The organism is Sporosarcina aquimarina (genome assembly GCF_019748715.1).
GTDB lineage: Bacteria > Bacillota > Bacilli > Bacillales_A > Planococcaceae > Sporosarcina > Sporosarcina newyorkensis.
Map to the genome: position 1 here is coordinate 211,969 of NZ_JACLBZ010000012.1, position 16,242 is coordinate 228,210.

Annotated in this window: 17 protein-coding genes and 1 other annotated feature; all 17 genes read right to left on the reverse strand. The window is 42.5% G+C overall.

Annotated elements, in window-relative coordinates; all coding sequences use genetic code 11:
• Window positions 1-20 precede the first annotated feature (20 nt).
• Window positions 21-569, reverse strand: coding sequence for a bifunctional pyr operon transcriptional regulator/uracil phosphoribosyltransferase PyrR (gene pyrR, locus H7J92_RS06860; RefSeq protein ID WP_009765574.1), 549 nt, complete (start codon window positions 567-569; stop codon window positions 21-23).
• A gap of 224 nt (window positions 570-793) precedes the next feature.
• The gene (locus H7J92_RS06865; RefSeq protein ID WP_078817800.1) at window positions 794-1,702 is read right to left on the reverse strand and encodes an RluA family pseudouridine synthase; all 909 of its coding nucleotides are present in this window, start codon (window positions 1,700-1,702) and stop codon (window positions 794-796) included.
• Window positions 1,702-2,181, reverse strand: a complete 480-nt coding sequence (lspA, locus tag H7J92_RS06870) for a signal peptidase II (RefSeq protein WP_009765576.1) — start codon at window positions 2,179-2,181, stop codon at window positions 1,702-1,704. The genes H7J92_RS06865 and lspA overlap by 1 nt, the downstream gene beginning before the upstream one ends.
• 141 nt (window positions 2,182-2,322) lie before the next feature.
• Window positions 2,323-5,082 carry an isoleucine--tRNA ligase gene (gene ileS / locus H7J92_RS06875; RefSeq protein ID WP_221836170.1) on the reverse strand — a complete coding sequence of 920 codons (2,760 nt, stop codon included), beginning with the start codon at window positions 5,080-5,082 and terminating at the stop codon, window positions 2,323-2,325.
• A gap of 75 nt (window positions 5,083-5,157) precedes the next feature.
• Window positions 5,158-5,374: a binding site (T-box leader), on the reverse strand.
• Between the two features lie 54 nt (window positions 5,375-5,428).
• A complete protein-coding gene (locus H7J92_RS06880) occupies window positions 5,429-5,935 on the reverse strand; it encodes a DivIVA domain-containing protein (RefSeq protein ID WP_040758260.1) in 507 nt (168 codons plus the stop codon).
• A 103-nt stretch (window positions 5,936-6,038) separates the two neighbouring features.
• Window positions 6,039-6,815 (reverse strand): YlmH family RNA-binding protein, encoded by a 777-nt coding sequence (locus H7J92_RS06885; RefSeq protein WP_221836172.1) that lies wholly within the window; start codon window positions 6,813-6,815, stop codon window positions 6,039-6,041.
• Window positions 6,816-6,888: 73 nt separating this feature from the next.
• A complete protein-coding gene (locus H7J92_RS06890) occupies window positions 6,889-7,176 on the reverse strand; it encodes a YggT family protein (RefSeq protein ID WP_009765580.1) in 288 nt (95 codons plus the stop codon).
• Window positions 7,177-7,257: 81 nt separating this feature from the next.
• Window positions 7,258-7,707: a cell division protein SepF gene (locus H7J92_RS06895; RefSeq protein WP_221836174.1), complete on the reverse strand. Its 450-nt coding sequence runs from the start codon at window positions 7,705-7,707 to the stop codon at window positions 7,258-7,260.
• Complete coding sequence (locus H7J92_RS06900) at window positions 7,704-8,396, reverse strand: YggS family pyridoxal phosphate-dependent enzyme (RefSeq protein ID WP_009765583.1); 693 nt, start codon at window positions 8,394-8,396, stop codon at window positions 7,704-7,706. The genes H7J92_RS06895 and H7J92_RS06900 overlap by 4 nt, the downstream gene beginning before the upstream one ends.
• Before the next feature lie 69 nt (window positions 8,397-8,465).
• Window positions 8,466-8,708 carry a PRC-barrel domain-containing protein gene (locus tag H7J92_RS06905; RefSeq protein WP_009765584.1) on the reverse strand — a complete coding sequence of 81 codons (243 nt, stop codon included), beginning with the start codon at window positions 8,706-8,708 and terminating at the stop codon, window positions 8,466-8,468.
• Window positions 8,709-8,864: 156 nt separating this feature from the next.
• On the reverse strand, window positions 8,865-9,653 hold the full coding sequence (gene sigG, locus H7J92_RS06910; protein WP_009765585.1) for an RNA polymerase sporulation sigma factor SigG: 789 nt from the start codon (window positions 9,651-9,653) through the stop codon (window positions 8,865-8,867).
• Window positions 9,654-9,757: 104 nt separating this feature from the next.
• Entirely contained in the window at window positions 9,758-10,468 is a 711-nt protein-coding gene (gene sigE, locus H7J92_RS06915) for an RNA polymerase sporulation sigma factor SigE (RefSeq protein ID WP_009765586.1), read from the reverse strand.
• Window positions 10,462-11,310 (reverse strand): sigma-E processing peptidase SpoIIGA, encoded by an 849-nt coding sequence (locus H7J92_RS06920; RefSeq protein ID WP_009765587.1) that lies wholly within the window; start codon window positions 11,308-11,310, stop codon window positions 10,462-10,464. The genes sigE and H7J92_RS06920 overlap by 7 nt, the downstream gene beginning before the upstream one ends.
• Before the next feature lie 1,129 nt (window positions 11,311-12,439).
• Window positions 12,440-13,606 (reverse strand): cell division protein FtsZ, encoded by a 1,167-nt coding sequence (gene ftsZ / locus H7J92_RS06925; protein WP_009765590.1) that lies wholly within the window; start codon window positions 13,604-13,606, stop codon window positions 12,440-12,442.
• A gap of 47 nt (window positions 13,607-13,653) precedes the next feature.
• Window positions 13,654-14,940 (reverse strand): cell division protein FtsA, encoded by a 1,287-nt coding sequence (ftsA, locus tag H7J92_RS06930; protein WP_078817809.1) that lies wholly within the window; start codon window positions 14,938-14,940, stop codon window positions 13,654-13,656.
• A gap of 100 nt (window positions 14,941-15,040) precedes the next feature.
• The gene (locus tag H7J92_RS06935) at window positions 15,041-15,406 is read right to left on the reverse strand and encodes a small basic family protein (protein WP_078817810.1); all 366 of its coding nucleotides are present in this window, start codon (window positions 15,404-15,406) and stop codon (window positions 15,041-15,043) included.
• 4 nt (window positions 15,407-15,410) lie between these two features.
• Window positions 15,411-16,130, reverse strand: coding sequence for a DUF881 domain-containing protein (locus tag H7J92_RS17660; RefSeq protein ID WP_078817811.1), 720 nt, complete (start codon window positions 16,128-16,130; stop codon window positions 15,411-15,413).
• Between the last annotated feature and the right edge of the window lie 112 nt (window positions 16,131-16,242).

A 16,242-nucleotide genomic window follows, 5' to 3' on the forward strand; every position in this document is an offset into this window, starting at 1 on the left:
TTATCCTGTCCTCCAGCCGCTTATAATGTGCGTGTATGAATCGTTACTCCGTCTGTTCCGTCCGTTTCGGTCATACTTACGACCACTCGTTCTTCACTCGATGTCGGAATGTTCTTCCCTACAAAATCCGGCCGAATCGGCAATTCCCTGTGTCCTCTATCCACGAGTACAGCCAATTGGATTGATGAAGGTCTTCCAAGATCCATAATTGCATCGAGTGCTGCTCGAACCGTCCGTCCTGTATACAGCACATCATCAACTAAAATTACTTTTTGATCTGAAACATCGTGCGCTATATTTACTTGCTGCACTAATGCTTCCGCCTGTTCATGTTTCAACTGAAGATCATCACGATATAGGGTGATATCGAGTTCTCCCGTCTTGATCGGCTTGCCTTCGATTTGCTCAATCTTTTCGGCTAAACGTTTAGCTAAAATTGCACCTCTCGTTTTGATGCCGACCACTATACAATCATCAATCCCTCTATTTTTCTCAATGACCTCATGTGCAATCCTTGTTACCGCTCGTGTGATCGCTTGATCATCTAGTATCGTTGCTTTCTCTGCCATTTTTTAGTTCCCCTTTCCGTTATGTGTATTTATCCATAAGAAAAACCCTCCAGTCAGAGTAGACAGGAGGGCAGACGTGCAGAAAAAAGCATACAGTGATTCTTACCGCAGTAAGTCTCATGTATTTCCGTGCAACCTTCCCAGCCTCACAGGACTGACTTTAAAGGTATCGCTATTCAATTGCTTTATCGAGTATACAGCTAGCCGTTTGTATTTGTCAACGCTTAATGTGCACGTAATTCATTTAGCAACTGTTGATAATTTTCAGGCAACGGAGCCGTAAACTCCATGTACTCACCTGTAGAAGGATGTTGGAAACCAACCGTTCCAGCATGTAAGACTTGTCCGCCATAATCAATTGTTTTCCTCGGACCGTATTTGGGATCGCCAACTAACGGATAACCGATGTATTTCATATGGACACGAATTTGATGCGTTCTCCCTGTTTCTAATCTGCATTCAACCAATGTATAATCGCCAAAACGCTCTAATACTTTAAAATGGGTCACTGCGTTTTTTCCGTTATCCACTACCGCCATTTTTTGACGATCTCGCGGATCTCTTCCGATCGGAGCGTCGATCGTTCCATTATCGTGAGGAATATGGCCGTGAACAAGAGCCGTATAGACACGGTTGACGGATTTTTCCACGAGTTGATCAACTAACGATACATGTGCTTTATCATTTTTTGCGACCATCAACAATCCAGATGTGTCTTTATCGATCCGGTGTACAATACCCGGTCTCATCACACCGTTGATCCCCGACAGATCCGTACACTGATGCATCAATCCATTGACCAGCGTTCCCGATAGATGTCCAGGGGAAGGATGTACGACCATTCCGACTGGCTTATTGACCACAAGGACGTCTTGATCCTCATAAACGATTTCGAGATTTAAGTCTTCTGCTTCAATATCATATGCCTCAGGTTCTGGCTGTTCTACAGAGACAACATCTCCAGTTTTCACTTTATAATTCGATTTTATGAAGCTGCCATTCACTTGGATGCGTTCATCTTTCACCCATTGCTGGATCTGTGTCCGAGACCAATCAGGCTGTAGTAAAGCGAGTGCTTTGTCAATTCGATTGCCAGCTGTTTCTTCTGTAATTTCATATTCAAATCTTTCCATTAAGAGACACCTTTTTTCTTTTTCTTTTTCTCATCGAGTATTACGTGTAATAAGATTAATACGACGGCAATTGTCAGGGCAGCGTCTGCCACATTGAAAATCGGAAAGTCGTAGCGGATGACAGGAATCAGTACATCTACGAAATCAACGACTTCACCTCTCCATAATCGGTCGATGAAATTTCCGATCGCTCCGCCAAGCAATAACATCAAGCTGACACCAAGAAGCCGATCTTTTTTCCCTTCTGTATGAAAAAAATAAATAATAGCTACGACAACGACAATGGTTACGATATAAAATAGCCACATTTTCCCTTCCAGCATCCCCCACGCTGCACCTCGGTTACGGTGCGAAAGGAAGCCAAAATAAGGATCCCATATAGATATTTGTTCGCCGAGCTCCATATTCTTCACTACTAGCCACTTCGTCAATTGGTCCAATCCTATGACCAGGGCAGCGATTGCATAATAAACGATCACTTCGTCTACCTCCGTCCAGCAAATGTCTTATTCATTTTACCACAAAACCTGCTTAATTTACTCTTATCAATTTTCATTGATCAAAAGCAAAAGCCATCGTCATCCTTGAGTAGATGATGATGGCTTTTGCATCAAGATTGCTTACGCATAGTTCTCTTTCACAACGGATGCGCATCGTGCACATAATGCCGGGTGAGTTGTATCTTCTCCTACAGTTGTAGAGATGGTCCAGCAACGTTCACATTTCTCGCCTTCCGCCGGTTCGACTAGTACAGTTGCACGGTCTAGTTTCAGGGCATTCGGAAGCTCAGTATTTTTGCTTTCTTCAAAAGTGGAGACAATAAAGAACTGAGCGAAGTCAATATCGCTTGCTTGAAGAAGACCTTGTTGATCTTCTGGAAGTACGACGGTGACTTTTGCTTCGAGTGATTTACCGATGACTTTTGCATTTCGCGCTTCTTCCAACGCTTTCAATACATCATCACGGATAGCCATCAAATGATCAAAGCGCTCGCGCAGTTTATCTGCTACCTCGCCTTTTTCATCTGCTTCTGGCATATCTGTCAATTGTACACTGTCCGCTTCCTTCACATTCAAGTAGTTCCACATTTCATCTGCTGTATGCGGTAAGATCGGCGTGATTAGTTTGACTAATGTGATCAACGTATCATACATAACCGTTTGCATAGCGCGGCGATGCGGGTGGTTGACTCCTTCGATATACACGACATCTTTTGCGATATCCAAGTAGAAAGAACTTAAGACGCCTGTGCAGAAATTATTAACCGCATGATAAACACCTGCAAATTCATAGTGATCATATGCAGTACGTACCTCTTTGATCAAGTCTTGAAGCTTCACATAGACATACTGATCAACTGGGAGCATTTCTTCAAATGATACACGGTCTGCTGACGGATCAAAATCGGCTACGTTACCATGCAAGAAACGAATTGTATTACGAATCTTACGGTATACTTCCGAAACTTGCTTAAAGTTGGAATCAGATACTCGAACGTCCGCCGTATAGTCAACAGATGAAACCCATAGACGCACAATGTCAGCGCCCAATTGGTTGATGACTTTCGCCGGCACAATGACATTGCCAAGAGACTTACTCATTTTACGGCCATCTTTATCCAGCGTGAAACCGTGGCTTAAAAGGCCTTTATATGGTGCGATACCATTAATCGCAACGCTTGTTGTCAATGACGAGTTGAACCATCCGCGATACTGGTCAGAACCTTCCAGATACAGATCAGCTGGATAGACAAGGTCGTCACGCTCTTCTAGCACGCCTTGATGCGTCGTCCCAGAATCAAACCAAACGTCCATGATATCCGTTTCTTTTGTAAACTCACCGTTTGGACTTCCTTCATGAGTGAAGCCTTCAGGCAATAATTCTTTTGCTGTACGTTCAAACCAAACATTGGAACCGTGCTCCCGGAATAATTTAGCCACATGGCTGATCGTTTCGTCCGTTAAAATGGCATCTCCATTTTCCGCATAAAACACAGGAATCGGAACCCCCCACACACGTTGACGAGAAATACACCAATCTCCACGGTCACGAACCATGTTAAATAGACGCGTTTCACCCCAAGATGGAGTAAACTTCGTATTTCGGATCGCTTCCAGCAAGTCACTTCTAAACAATTCGATCGAAGCAAACCATTGAGCTGTTGCACGGAAAATAACCGGCTTTTTCGTCCGCCAGTCATGCGGATACGAGTGTGTGATAAAGGAAAGCTTTTTAAGCGCGCCTACTTCTTCCAACTTCTCTGTTACAGCTTTATTCGCATCCTCATAGAACATACCTGCAAAATAAGGTGCTTCTTCTGTCATCACACCGCGGTCATTAATTGGAGATAACGCGTCGATGCCATAAGATTTGGACACATAGAAGTCGTCTTCCCCGTGACCAGGCGCTGTGTGGACACAGCCTGTTCCTGCATCTGCTGTTACGTGCTCCCCAAGCATGATAAGTGAGTCGCGATCATAGAATGGATGCTTCGCAACGATACGATCAAGATCCGCACCTGGCAATTCTTGCTCTATTGAGTAGTTTTCCCACTCTAACTCTTTCGCCAAAAACTCCACTAGCTCTTTCGCCACAACGAGTTTTTCACCATTAACATTCACTACTGCATAAGTGAATGCTGGATGAACCGAAATACCAAGGTTTGCTGGAATCGTCCAAGGCGTTGTCGTCCAGATTAGGAATTTTACATCTTCTGCAAGTACACCTTTGCCGTCACGGACTGGGAAGCTGACGTAAATAGATGGTGATTTCTTATCCTTATATTCGATTTCGGCTTCCGCTAGAGCAGATTCACTTGAAGGGGACCAATAAACAGGTTTTAACCCTTTATAGATATACCCTTTTTTCGCCATTTCACCGAATACTTGAATTTGACGAGATTCAAATTCAGGTTTTAACGTAATATATGGATTTTCCCAATCACCACGTACACCTAAACGCTTAAATTGTGTGCGTTGATTATTGATTTGCTCATACGCATAGTCTTCACACATTTTACGGAATTCCGCAACGCTCATTTTTTTACGGTCCACGCCTTTGTTGACAAGGGCCTGCTCAATCGGCAAGCCATGTGTATCCCAGCCTGGTACATATGGAGCATGGAATCCTGACATCGACTTATATCGAACGATAATATCTTTTAAAACTTTATTGAGGGCATGCCCCATGTGTAGATCTCCATTCGCATACGGCGGTCCGTCATGCAGAACAAAAAACGGTCTGCCCGCTGTACGTTCCTGGACTTTTTGATAAATATTCTCTTCATCCCACTTCTCTTGCATTTTCGGTTCGTTATTCGGTAAATTTCCACGCATCGGAAACTCCGTTTTCGGCATAAGCAATGTATCTTTGTATTCCATTCCGATTCCTCCTCCATAAAATTACGTCCAAAGTATCATTAATTGCTTTCGGAAATTAAAAAAATCCCCATCCCAAAAAGGGACGAGGATATTCTCGCGGTACCACCCTACTTGCAATCGTACAATACAATTGCCGCTTAGACACTTAGTAACGGCAGTGTGACCGGGATCATGTACATATCCATAATCCAGCTCAAGAGTGATTTTCTTCTCAGCTTCTCCACCAGGCTTCCACCACCCCCGGCTCGCTATCGGCAAAGTCTGAAAGTACTCTCTCTTTCATCGCTTCTTCTTTAACTAATTAGTGTAAGTATAGGAATGTCGATTTGAATTGTCAAGCTTCTTATTATTCCTCGTCAGAAGCACTTTCCAGGCTCGATGTATCTAGTTCATACTTAAGCAATTGATCCCAATCATCCATCTGAATCAAATCAAGCTGCGCTTCCACCATCATTTTAAAACGGCTTCTGAAGACTTTCGACTGTTTTTTCAAGTCTTCCACTTCCATTGCAATCTTTCTTGCTCGCGCCAATGCGTCATTAACAATGCGATCTGCATTTCTTTCTGATTCTTTAATAATTAATTTTGATTCCTGTATCGCATTTCTACGCACGTCCTCAGCTGCTTCTTGAGCTGTTAATATGGACTTTTGCAAAGTTTCTTCAATTGTATTGAAATGGGCAATTTTTGCTTCATTATTTATGATAACTTGTTGCAGCTCTTCATTTTTCTTCAAAACGTTCTCATAGTCTTTCATAATTTGCTCTAAAAACTCGTTGACCTCATCTTCATCAAAGCCACGAAATTTCGTACTGAATGCTTTGTTATGTATATCCGTAGGGGTTAAAGCCATGAAATGCTTTCTCCTTTCCGTCTGATCCATCTCGCTTTGATTCTTATAATTCTGTACTACTTGATTAAACACTATATTTCTGATTTTATCAAGGTTTTCTCTATCAGACTAATGCACCAATCACAACGCGGATCTTGTCTTTCCTCGTTCTTCCTTCTATACCGATTATTTTATAGCGTCCGAAGCCCCTGACAGACAGGATATCCTGTTCCTCTACTTCAAAAGCTTGCTGATCGATTATCGCCCAGTTCACTTTGACTTTCTCTCCTTTGATGAGAGAAGAGGCTTTGGCTCTTGAACATTTCGCCAATGAAGCAACCACTGTATCTAAACGGAGAGAACTGATAATGTGCATCTCTTCTGTCCACTCTTCCTGAACATCTATCACATCGTCTGCATTCAAAACAGGCTGTACGGAAACCTTCACCTTGCCGACTTGCGTGAAATTGACGTGGATGTATTCGGAAACCTCTGCTGTTACCGCAAATTGTACGGCTTCTTCCGTAATCCGTATATCGCCAAATCTGGAACGATCAATACCGAGAGATAATAATGAACCGAGAAGTTGTGAATGCTTCATGCTGACAAATTTCTGTGGATATTGAACTTGATACAAACTAATTTGAAAGTCATCCCCTGATGGCGTGTAGTAATCAGGATAAATCAAGACACGTTTGCGCTCGGCATCAGGAAAACCTCCTTCTGAAGCGATTACAAGATCAGAATTTCGGACAATGGATTCCGTAATAAATCGTTGCCGGGGATCCAAGAACTCCGTCAATTTAGGCGCATACGTATCCTCAACCTCTTTCACCCAGCTATTCACTTTTTCAATGAATGGTTGTTCTTCTTTTCGAAAATGCTGGAAAAATGATTCCATAGCAAACATTCTCCTTATGCAAAAAAATCCTCACCCCTGTGAGGATTTCCGTTGTGAAATTAAAACTCTTAGTTCAGACGAGTGCTCTGAAAAGTATTAAATAAATCTGCCCGATACCCCGGCCGATTAACTGTAATGCAAAAATTGCTGCGATTGGAGAAATATCAATCATTCCAAGTGGCGGAATGAACTTTCGGAAAAATCCTAGATAAGGTTCTGTGAGCTTACCTAAAATTTGACCAAATTTGGTTTCTCGCGTCGATGGTACCCAAGACATCAAAATATAAATCACCAATAGGATGGAATATACTTGGAGTGCTCCTGAGATTAGTAAATACGCATTGTTCAATAATACGATCATAATGACATGTACACCTCATTCAAAATTGTTCAAGCTTAATTTCCACAGAAGTTGTAGTCCTGGCAGATAGCAGAATCACAGTTACTCTGATATAAATTCTGTAATTGAGCCAGCTACTTCCACGTTCTCAGGTGCACAGAGAAATATATCCGTCCCTACCCGTTGAATATCTCCCCCAAGCGCATATACGGTACCGCTCAGAAAATCGATAATGCGGAAACCCTGATCTCGCTCAATTCGTTGCAAATTCACTACTACCGAACGCTTGTTTTTCAGATGCTCTGCGATATCCTGTGCTTCCGCATAAGCACGCGGCTCCACTAAAATCACTTTTGAAGACTTTTGGACACTTTGCAAACTGATAACCGGTGTAGTTGGAGTTGGTTCTATTGCTTGTTTTTTCACATTGTTTTTTTTCATTTCTTTACGGGCAGGCGGTTGATTGACCATTGGCTGTTTACTTTGAGGTTCATTAACAGTTTCCTCTTCTTCCAACCAAAACAATTTTTCAAATCGTTTCTTGAGGCTCATTCATCTTCCTCGCTTTCTGATCCGACTAATGCTGTGCCGATGCGTATGTGTGTTGCACCTTCTTCAATCGCGATTGTGAAGTCATTTGACATTCCCATCGATAACTTTGTACACGGAGCATAAGATAATTGTTTCGCGGCAATTTTATCACGCAATTCACGTAAAGAGCTAAACACATTGCGTATGGCGCATTCGTCATCAGTATTCGGAGCCATTGTCATCAAGCCGATCACATGTATGTTTTCAAAGGCTGCCAATTGTTCAATAAATGCTTCAACTTCCTCTGGTTCAATACCTGATTTAGACTCTTCGCCAGACACATTGACTTGTACAAAACAGTCCATGGGCTGTTCAGCCCGTTTATTCACTTCTTTCGCAAGGCTCATACGATCTACAGAATGCAGACAGTGAATAGTATGAATCAGCTCTTTAACTTTGCGAGTTTGTAAGTTCCCAATAAAATGCCAGTTCACTGGGTTTTGAATATTCTTTTGCTTTTCCAGCAGCCCTTCCAATCGGTTTTCACCTAAATCCTCCACTCCGATATCCACTAAGGCCTGCGCTCTTTTGGACGATACCGATTTGGTAACCGCGATTAAGGTGATATCCTCTGGATTTCGCTTTGCTTTCTCACATGCTTCGTTAATTTGCTGCTGTATAGTTGCTAACCTTTGTTCTACTAGTTTCACAATATCACTACTTTTCTTCTTCTTTACTTCATTGTATCAAGCGAGGCGTTGGATATCAACGATTAGTCATCAATTTGGGTGTTTCTTCTGGACAAGGATAATATCTTTGCCGATCGTCATGACGTCTTCATAGCCAACCTTCTGTACGCCTTTTGATTTGGCGTCTGAGAAAAATGAACGCTGTAATTCGCCGATGTGCAGTTTGGCGATTTTTCCACTTTCAATGTCGATGGTGGCGTCTTGTACGAATCCAAGAAAGGATCCTTTTTTCAGTTCGATGACTTCTTTCTTTTGTAAACTAGAAAAACGCATAACTCCGCCTCCTTATTTCATACTATGCTTAGTGTGTTTTATCGAGAACGTAAAAAGCTGTCACAATACCCGTTGGCATTGTGACAGCTGATATATTTCTTATGCTTCGTTGTATTCCCAACTTCAAAAATGCTTTTAAGATGTTCAATAAACCTTTTAGCTGTTTTTTTGTTCAATCCCCAGACGGATTTTATCCATTGCATGTTTTTCAATACGCGAGATTTGCGCCTGTGATATTCCAAGTTCTTTGGCTATTTCGGTTTGCGTCTGGCCTAAATAGAATCTCTTTGAAACAATAAGTTGTTGGCGTTCATTTAGCTCTTCTACACTTTCTTTTATGGAGACATAGGTCATCCAGCGTTCTTCTGAGACACGTTGATCTTGCAGCTGGTCCATCATGTAGATTGGATCTCCGCCATCGCTGTTCATCGGTTCGTGTAAAGACATCGGGTCTTGAATAGCATCAAGTGCGAAAAGAATATCTTCTTCCGGGATGCCCGTAATTTTTTCTAAATCTGAGATACGTGGTTCATGTTGGTGTTCATTAATATACTCTTCTTTTGCTTTTATGGCTTTATAGGCGATGTCACGCAAGGACCTGGATACACGAACAGCATGATGATCCCTTAGGTGCCGCTTGATTTCCCCGATGATCATCGGCACGGCATAAGTGGAAAATCGAACATTGTGCTTTAAATCAAAATTGTCAATGGCTTTCAACAAACCAATACAGCCTACTTGGAATAAATCGTCAGCCTGTTCACCACGATAGTTAAAACGCTGAACAAGACTAAGTACGAGCCGCAAATTCGCAAACACCAATTCATCTCTGGCAAATTCGTCGCCGCTTTGCAAACGAATGAATGTTTCTTTCATCACATCGCTTGTTAATAATGGCAGCTCGGACGTATTGATTCCACAAATTTCTACTCTTGTACGTACCATTGGCTTTTCCTCCGCATTCTATAGGTGAGTGTACAAAGTAGTTTGTCCTCAACACTTTAGAATATGCGGTTTAGAGAATCGCCAATTTCTACCGATACGTCCAATTAAGAAATGGGCTGGTTGAGCCGATCACGAAGCTCGGAAATGATTTTCTTCTCCAATCTTGAAATATAGGACTGTGAGATCCCTAATAAATCAGCCACTTCCTTCTGTGTCATTTCCATTGTGCCCATCAGTCCAAAGCGCTGTTCCATAATATATCGCTCTCTCTCATCAAGGCATTGAATCGCATCAATCATATATTGCCGTTCCAATTTCTTTTCAACATCATCCGTAATAATATCTTCATCTGTGCCCAGAATATCTGATAGCAGCAATTCATTCCCATCTGCGTCTGAATTCAATGGTTCATCGAATGATATCTCTGAGCGCATTCGGCTTGTCTTGCGTAAATGCATCAAAATTTCATTTTCAATACAGCGCGATGCGTACGTAGCGAGCTTAATATTTTTATCAGCTTTAAAAGTTTCGATTGCTTTTATAAGGCCAATTGTTCCAATGCTGATCAAATCTTCAATATTTGTATTGGTATTATCAAAACGTCTCGCAATATACACGACTAACCTTAAATTTTTCTCAATTAAAGTATCACGTGCGGCCGGATCGCCATTCATTAATGCTTGTATTGTTTTGGCTTCCTGTTCTTTGTCCAGTGGCTTAGGGAGGGATTCATGTCCTCCGATATAAAATGTCCCATTCTTTTTTCTAAAAAAGCCTGCGATAAAGGAAACCCATTTTTTCACTTCAATTAACATGTATCCGTTCTCCTTTCTTCTTTCATTACTTCCATTGCGCTGACTTGCAAAATTGCCGATGCGCCTTGTGGATATTGACGTTGCTCTTTCGTCAGAACAATATATCCTGAAGGTAATGGCTGTTCATCCACCAACCAGCTTTTGAATTTAATGCCAACAGTCCAAGATGCACCCTGTACAGTTTGCAGGCGGATAAGTCGTAGATCTTTTTGATACACAGAAGGAAATCCAGATAGATCAGGCGAATTGTCTGGTTTCCATTTTTCCAAAGCATTTGAAAAATCGGCAGGTAGCTGTTCTTTTACTGCCTGATATCCAATAAAATGTACAGGAGCTCCCGAAATCGGCTCAATACAATGATTGCCGGTGTCAATAAACACTTTTAACGGAATAGATTGTCCCCATAGTTGCACAACGGAATCCAGTGTATAACGAATTAAACTTGTGTTCTTACGTGTATCTAGCCATTTGATTTTCACAATATAAAGTGAGAGATAAGTTAGTCCGATTGCAATTAACAATAAGCTGTTGTTCTGCATGGTTGGGACGTTTGCATAGACGAGTGTCAGAAGTCCACCTGCAAAAAACGCAGCGATTAGGACCGCGAGGACGGAGCTTTTCCAACTGCTGAGCGTTTGTCCAAAGGCGATATATGTCATGCCCAAAAAAGTTACAATGATCGCTAGCACGGAGTATGGAAACAACGTAATAAAGAAGGCTCCGATAAACGAGGCACTCCATAGCCTCCTTCTGCTCGTCTGATGGTTTCCTACTTTATTCGTGAATGACAGGATGGCGTAGTTAAAGAGCATGTTGATTCCTATCATTAGTTCCCCATACATATGCCGGCCTCCTTAGGAATAGATTATCATGGACCTCCTAAAAAAAATGTCAGGACGCGGACGCTTTCCGGCAAAGCCTTCGACAAAGTTTGAAAGAGTTTGCTTGTGGGGTTAAATGCAAGACAGGACCAGGAACAGAGTAATTTCATCGAACACACTTCAGCGCTGGCGGATGGCTCCCGCGATGAGCCAGTCAGGAAGACCGCCTGTCTGTCTCGTCGCTACGCCTACCGCTTGTAAGGCGCCTTCGTTTAGCAAATGGAAGAAAAGGAAGCTCATTTTCTGCACAAGCTAGCACTAACAACAAAGTGGTTATTAGATTAAACACCCCACACATTATTTTAACCACACTAGCGAAGCCGCAACTGCGGGGTCGGCCGTTGCCGTGAGACGACTAGCGCTCTTTGCTAGTTGGCTCTTGGCAGAAGGCAATCCCCCAGCGGCGAAGCGATGACAATGTACAACCCTATATCCTTGCCTGAATCCACTGTAAGTCGAGCTACGAGACAACGTAATAGTACTTTTTTAAATACTATACTCAAGCACTTTACGCACTCTAGCGTAGCCGCAACTGCGGGGTAGGCCGTTGCCGTGAGACAACTAGCGCTCTTTGCTAGTTGGCTCATGGCAGAAGGCAATCCCCCAGCGGCGAAGCGGTGATAATGTACAAACCTGTATTTATTTCGGATATTCTAAAAAATCGAGCAACGTAACAACAAAAAGAGTAACTTCACTGAACCCACTTCGGCGCTTGCGGATGGCTCCCGCGTTTAGCATGTAGAAAAAAAGAAGTTCATTCTCTGCACAAGCTAGCACTAACAACAAAGAGGATATTAGATTAAACACCACACACATTATTTTAACCACACTAGCGTAGCCGCAACTGCGGGGTCGGCCGTTGCCAAGAGCCAACTAGCGCCCTTTGCTAGTTGGCTCTTGGCGGGAGGCAATCCCCCAGCGGCGAAGCGGTGTCAATGTACACCCCCACCTCTTGCCAGAACCCACTATCAGTCGAGCCACGGGACAAAACAAGCTTCTAAAATTGAATACATCGGATACAGGAGCATGCAAAATAAAAAAGCTTCCCACTAGAGAGCTTAGTCTCATGTGGAAAGCTTTGGTTTATAAATTATTTACGTCGTTGACGGTTGCGTAAGAACGTTGGGATGTCCAGTTGTTCTTCGTGTTGGTTCGTTTGTGGCTGTCTTGGCTCAGGTTGCTCGTAACGAGGCTCTTCACGTCTAGTTGGTGTAGGTGCCTGTTGTTGAACCGGCTTGCTTTCGCGTTGACGAATGCCGCTGCCAACTCCTGGGCCTCTGCCTGGACGTGGTGCTGTCAGGTGTTCTTCGTTAAAACCGGTTGCGATGACTGTGACGATGATTTCGTCCTTTAGGTTATCGTTGATGACGGAACCGAAGATCATGTTAACATCTTCATCGGATGCTGTCGCTACGATGTCTGCCGCTTCTTGTACTTCAAATAAACTTAGGTTAGAGCCGCCTGTAATATTCATCAGGACGCCTTTTGCACCATCGATGGACGTTTCAAGCAATGGACTGGAAATCGCTTTTTTGGCTGCTTCCGCTGCTCTGTTTTCTCCAGTGGACATGCCGATCCCCATCAAGGCAGAACCTTTATTTGACATGATCGTTTTGACATCTGCAAAGTCCAAGTTAATAAGTCCAGGAACCGCGATAAGATCGGAAATACCTTGAACCCCTTGACGCAATACATTGTCGGCTTCTCTGAACGCTTCAAGCATTGGTGTATTTTTATCGACGATTTCAAGCAATTTATCATTTGGAATAACGATTAATGTATCGACAGCTTCCTTCATGCCGGTAATTCCACCGATGGCTTGTGTCGATCTCTTTCTTCCTTCAAACGTGAATGGACGTGTCACGACACCGACCGTCAATGCACCTAGATCTTTAGCAATTTGAGCGATGACAGGTGCTGCACCCGTACCCGTACCTCCACCCATTCCCGCTGTAACAAATACCATATCTGCTCCGCGTAATGCTTCTTCAATTTGTTCTTTGCTTTCTTCTGCTGCCTTTTTCCCTACTTCAGGATTCGCACCAGCACCTAGACCCCTAGTCAATTTCTCCCCAATTTGCAACTTCACTTCAGCCGAAGAAAGTTTCAATGCTTGGGCGTCTGTGTTAACTGCAATAAATTCAACGCCTTGCACCCCGTGTTCAATCATTCGATTCACTGCGTTGTTCCCGCCGCCACCTACTCCAATAACTTTTATTACTGCTAATGCATCTACATTCGTCTCAAATTCAAGCATTGGTACTCCTCCTCTTCTTTATCTGCAATTCCCGTCTACACTATTTCTTATTCAAAGAAATTATCAAACATCTTCTTGGCTTTTTTCATGAAGCCTTCGCCTTTTTCTTTTTTCGGTCTGACCAATTTGGTGTTTTGTTCAGCTGGCTCATAAACCGCTTCATCCGCTTGAGACAGACTAGCCTGTCCTTCTTCATGACCAAAGAAAACATCTTCCATGTATGCATAGCGGATTAAGCCAACTGCAGTGGAATACATCGGTTCTCTTACACCTATATATTCTGGCGTATACAGACGAACTCTTGTCTTGAAAATTTCACGCGCTAATTGTAAAACACCATCCAATTTAGCCGTGCCGCCGGTAATGACGATTCCGCCAGGCAAGTCATGTATTCCAGCTTCATATAAATCTTCTAATATCAAATCAAATAATTCTTCTAAACGTGAACCGATGATTTCAGAAATATAACGCTGGCTGTACTGATCCTTGGAGTCTGCCCCAATTACCGGCACTTCAAATAATTCATCATCTGAAGCATCATCATAAAAGGCATGTCCGTGTTGATGCTTAATCATTCTGGCTTGTTCAGTCGGTGTCTTTAAAACAATCGACAAATCTTTCGTAATATGATCTCCGCCGATCGGCAACACAGACGTTTTGACCAAACGATTTTCTGCAAATACGGATATCGTAGTGGAACCGCCGCCAATATCGATAAAGGCTGTTCCATGATTCATTTCGTCTTCCGACAATGCGAAGGTACCTGCTGCTAAAGGTTGCAAATAAATCTCACGTATTTGCAATCCCGCCCGTTCCACACATCGTAAAATGTTATGTACTAGAGTTTTGGACGTCGTAATTAACGTTGCGTCCATTTCCAATCTAACCCCCATCATACCACGAGGATCAGTAATTTCATCATAATCGTCTACAATAAATTGTTTAGGGACAAGATTGACGATCTCTCTTTCAGGCGGCACATTCATCACTTGAGAAGATTTCATGACGCGTTCTAAATCATCATCAGTGATTTCACGGTTCTCTGAATTGACTGCCACTACTCCCTTGACATCTTGAAGTTGCACGCCATTTGCCGGGATTCCGAGAACAACGTCTTCTATTTTCAAGCCCGTCATGCGCTCCGCCTGTTCAATTGCTTTTCGAATTGATTGAACCGTTGCATCGATATCAATAATTGTACCTTTTCGAATGCCTGCTGATTGAACATTTCCCACACCGATTACATGCAGGGAGTTATGATCCATTTCTCCGATCAACACTTTAATAGTGGATGATCCTATATCAAGTGATACATAATTATATGATTGACTCAATTATTGACACCTCCTAAAGGCAACTATTAACTTACATTCTATTGTATTTTGACTACTTTGTCTAAATATTTTCAGCACCCTCTTCTGTAAATGTTTTACGTCAGACATTCGTACTGGAATTTTGTTTCCTCGATGTCCACTTTGCCAGCAAAATTCTACGGATTACAGCTATGTTTTGGAACAACCTAACACCAAAGGCAAAGACTGCTGCAAGATAAAGGTCTAAGCCTAAATGCACGCCAATAAATGCCAAAGCTGCTGCAAGGAGAATATTAAAGAAGAACCCCGAAACGAATACTCTGTCGTCATATACTTGCTGAAGATGAGCGCGAATTCCGCCAAACAGTGTATCAAATGCGGCCAAAATCGCGATGGATAAATAATTATTATAGACTTGCGGGATTTGAATATCCGAGAGCAAACCAAGTGAAACGCCAAGGAGCAGCCCAAGCAGTGGTAGCCACATATTGTCATTCCTCCTTCGTTTGTTCTTTTAAAAATTGATTTTCGAAACCACCCGTCCAGCTTTGTAACGTTATATGATCTACCGGCTTACTGATGGTGAGGATAAGGTTATCCAAATAAAATTCGTCTTGTATCGCAGAAGAAAGCAAATGATTGTAGAGTTTCTTACTATCCTCAATTGTCGGCGATACGACTTTGATTTTGAATGGCGGTGTAGAAACATTTTCCCCATTAACGGTTAACTTTCCATTAATATCTCGGATCCAACTAAGTGTTGTGAAACGTTTCTCATCAATTTCCAATTCATTACCTTTATATTGATTCACCACATTGATAAACCGGGTTAGAAGCTCAGATGATAAAGGCTCCACTTCATAACCGAACGCGATACTTTCAGGAGATGGTGCTACTTCTATTACAAAGCCTGGACCCGTGGTCGGCATAAAACCCGCTTGTTTGTACAATTTATCCAATGTATTCTGCAAAGCTTCAGCTGTTTTTTCATTCGTTAATTCTGTATAGGAAGCAAGCGTTTGATCCACTTCCCGTATCTCACCTAATAACTCGGAATGAATTTTCTTTTCTTTGGCCAATTCATTACGGATGGCCCACATATCTCTTGTATCTCGGGTAGATGGTGTGTTCATGGAATTGTATTGCAAAGCTAGCATGAAGCCGACAATGCATAAAATTAATGTGAACTTCCAGTTTACTTTCCCACTCACTCTAACCCCCCTCTACCTCTTGATCTTTGTTCAGCTGGCGTTTGAACACCCTCTGAACAGGAAATAAAACCGCATTCATTCCACAACCTAAGAGAAGTGAGAGTCTTCTACT

Bases quoted from the DNA above. Each gene is read 5' to 3' on its own strand.
- H7J92_RS06880 (WP_040758260.1), bottom strand. From the start codon at position 5,935: ATGGCTTTAACCCCTACGGATATACATAACAAAGCATTCAGTACGAAA.
- pyrR (WP_009765574.1), bottom strand. From the start codon at position 569: ATGGCAGAGAAAGCAACGATACTAGATGATCAAGCGATCACACGAGCG.
- H7J92_RS06920 (WP_009765587.1), bottom strand. From the start codon at position 11,310: ATGTATGGGGAACTAATGATAGGAATCAACATGCTCTTTAACTACGCC.
- ileS (WP_221836170.1), bottom strand. From the start codon at position 5,082: ATGGAATACAAAGATACATTGCTTATGCCGAAAACGGAGTTTCCGATG.
- ftsZ (WP_009765590.1), bottom strand. From the start codon at position 13,606: ATGCTTGAATTTGAGACGAATGTAGATGCATTAGCAGTAATAAAAGTT.
- H7J92_RS06890 (WP_009765580.1), bottom strand. From the start codon at position 7,176: ATGATCGTATTATTGAACAATGCGTATTTACTAATCTCAGGAGCACTC.
- sigE (WP_009765586.1), bottom strand. From the start codon at position 10,468: ATGTTAATTGAAGTGAAAAAATGGGTTTCCTTTATCGCAGGCTTTTTT.
- sigG (WP_009765585.1), bottom strand. From the start codon at position 9,653: ATGGTACGTACAAGAGTAGAAATTTGTGGAATCAATACGTCCGAGCTG.
- H7J92_RS06935 (WP_078817810.1), bottom strand. From the start codon at position 15,406: ATGTGGCTACCACTGCTTGGGCTGCTCCTTGGCGTTTCACTTGGTTTG.
- H7J92_RS06895 (WP_221836174.1), bottom strand. From the start codon at position 7,707: ATGAGCCTCAAGAAACGATTTGAAAAATTGTTTTGGTTGGAAGAAGAG.
- H7J92_RS06905 (WP_009765584.1), bottom strand. From the start codon at position 8,708: ATGCGTTTTTCTAGTTTACAAAAGAAAGAAGTCATCGAACTGAAAAAA.
- H7J92_RS06885 (WP_221836172.1), bottom strand. From the start codon at position 6,815: ATGGAATCATTTTTCCAGCATTTTCGAAAAGAAGAACAACCATTCATT.
- H7J92_RS06865 (WP_078817800.1), bottom strand. From the start codon at position 1,702: ATGGAAAGATTTGAATATGAAATTACAGAAGAAACAGCTGGCAATCGA.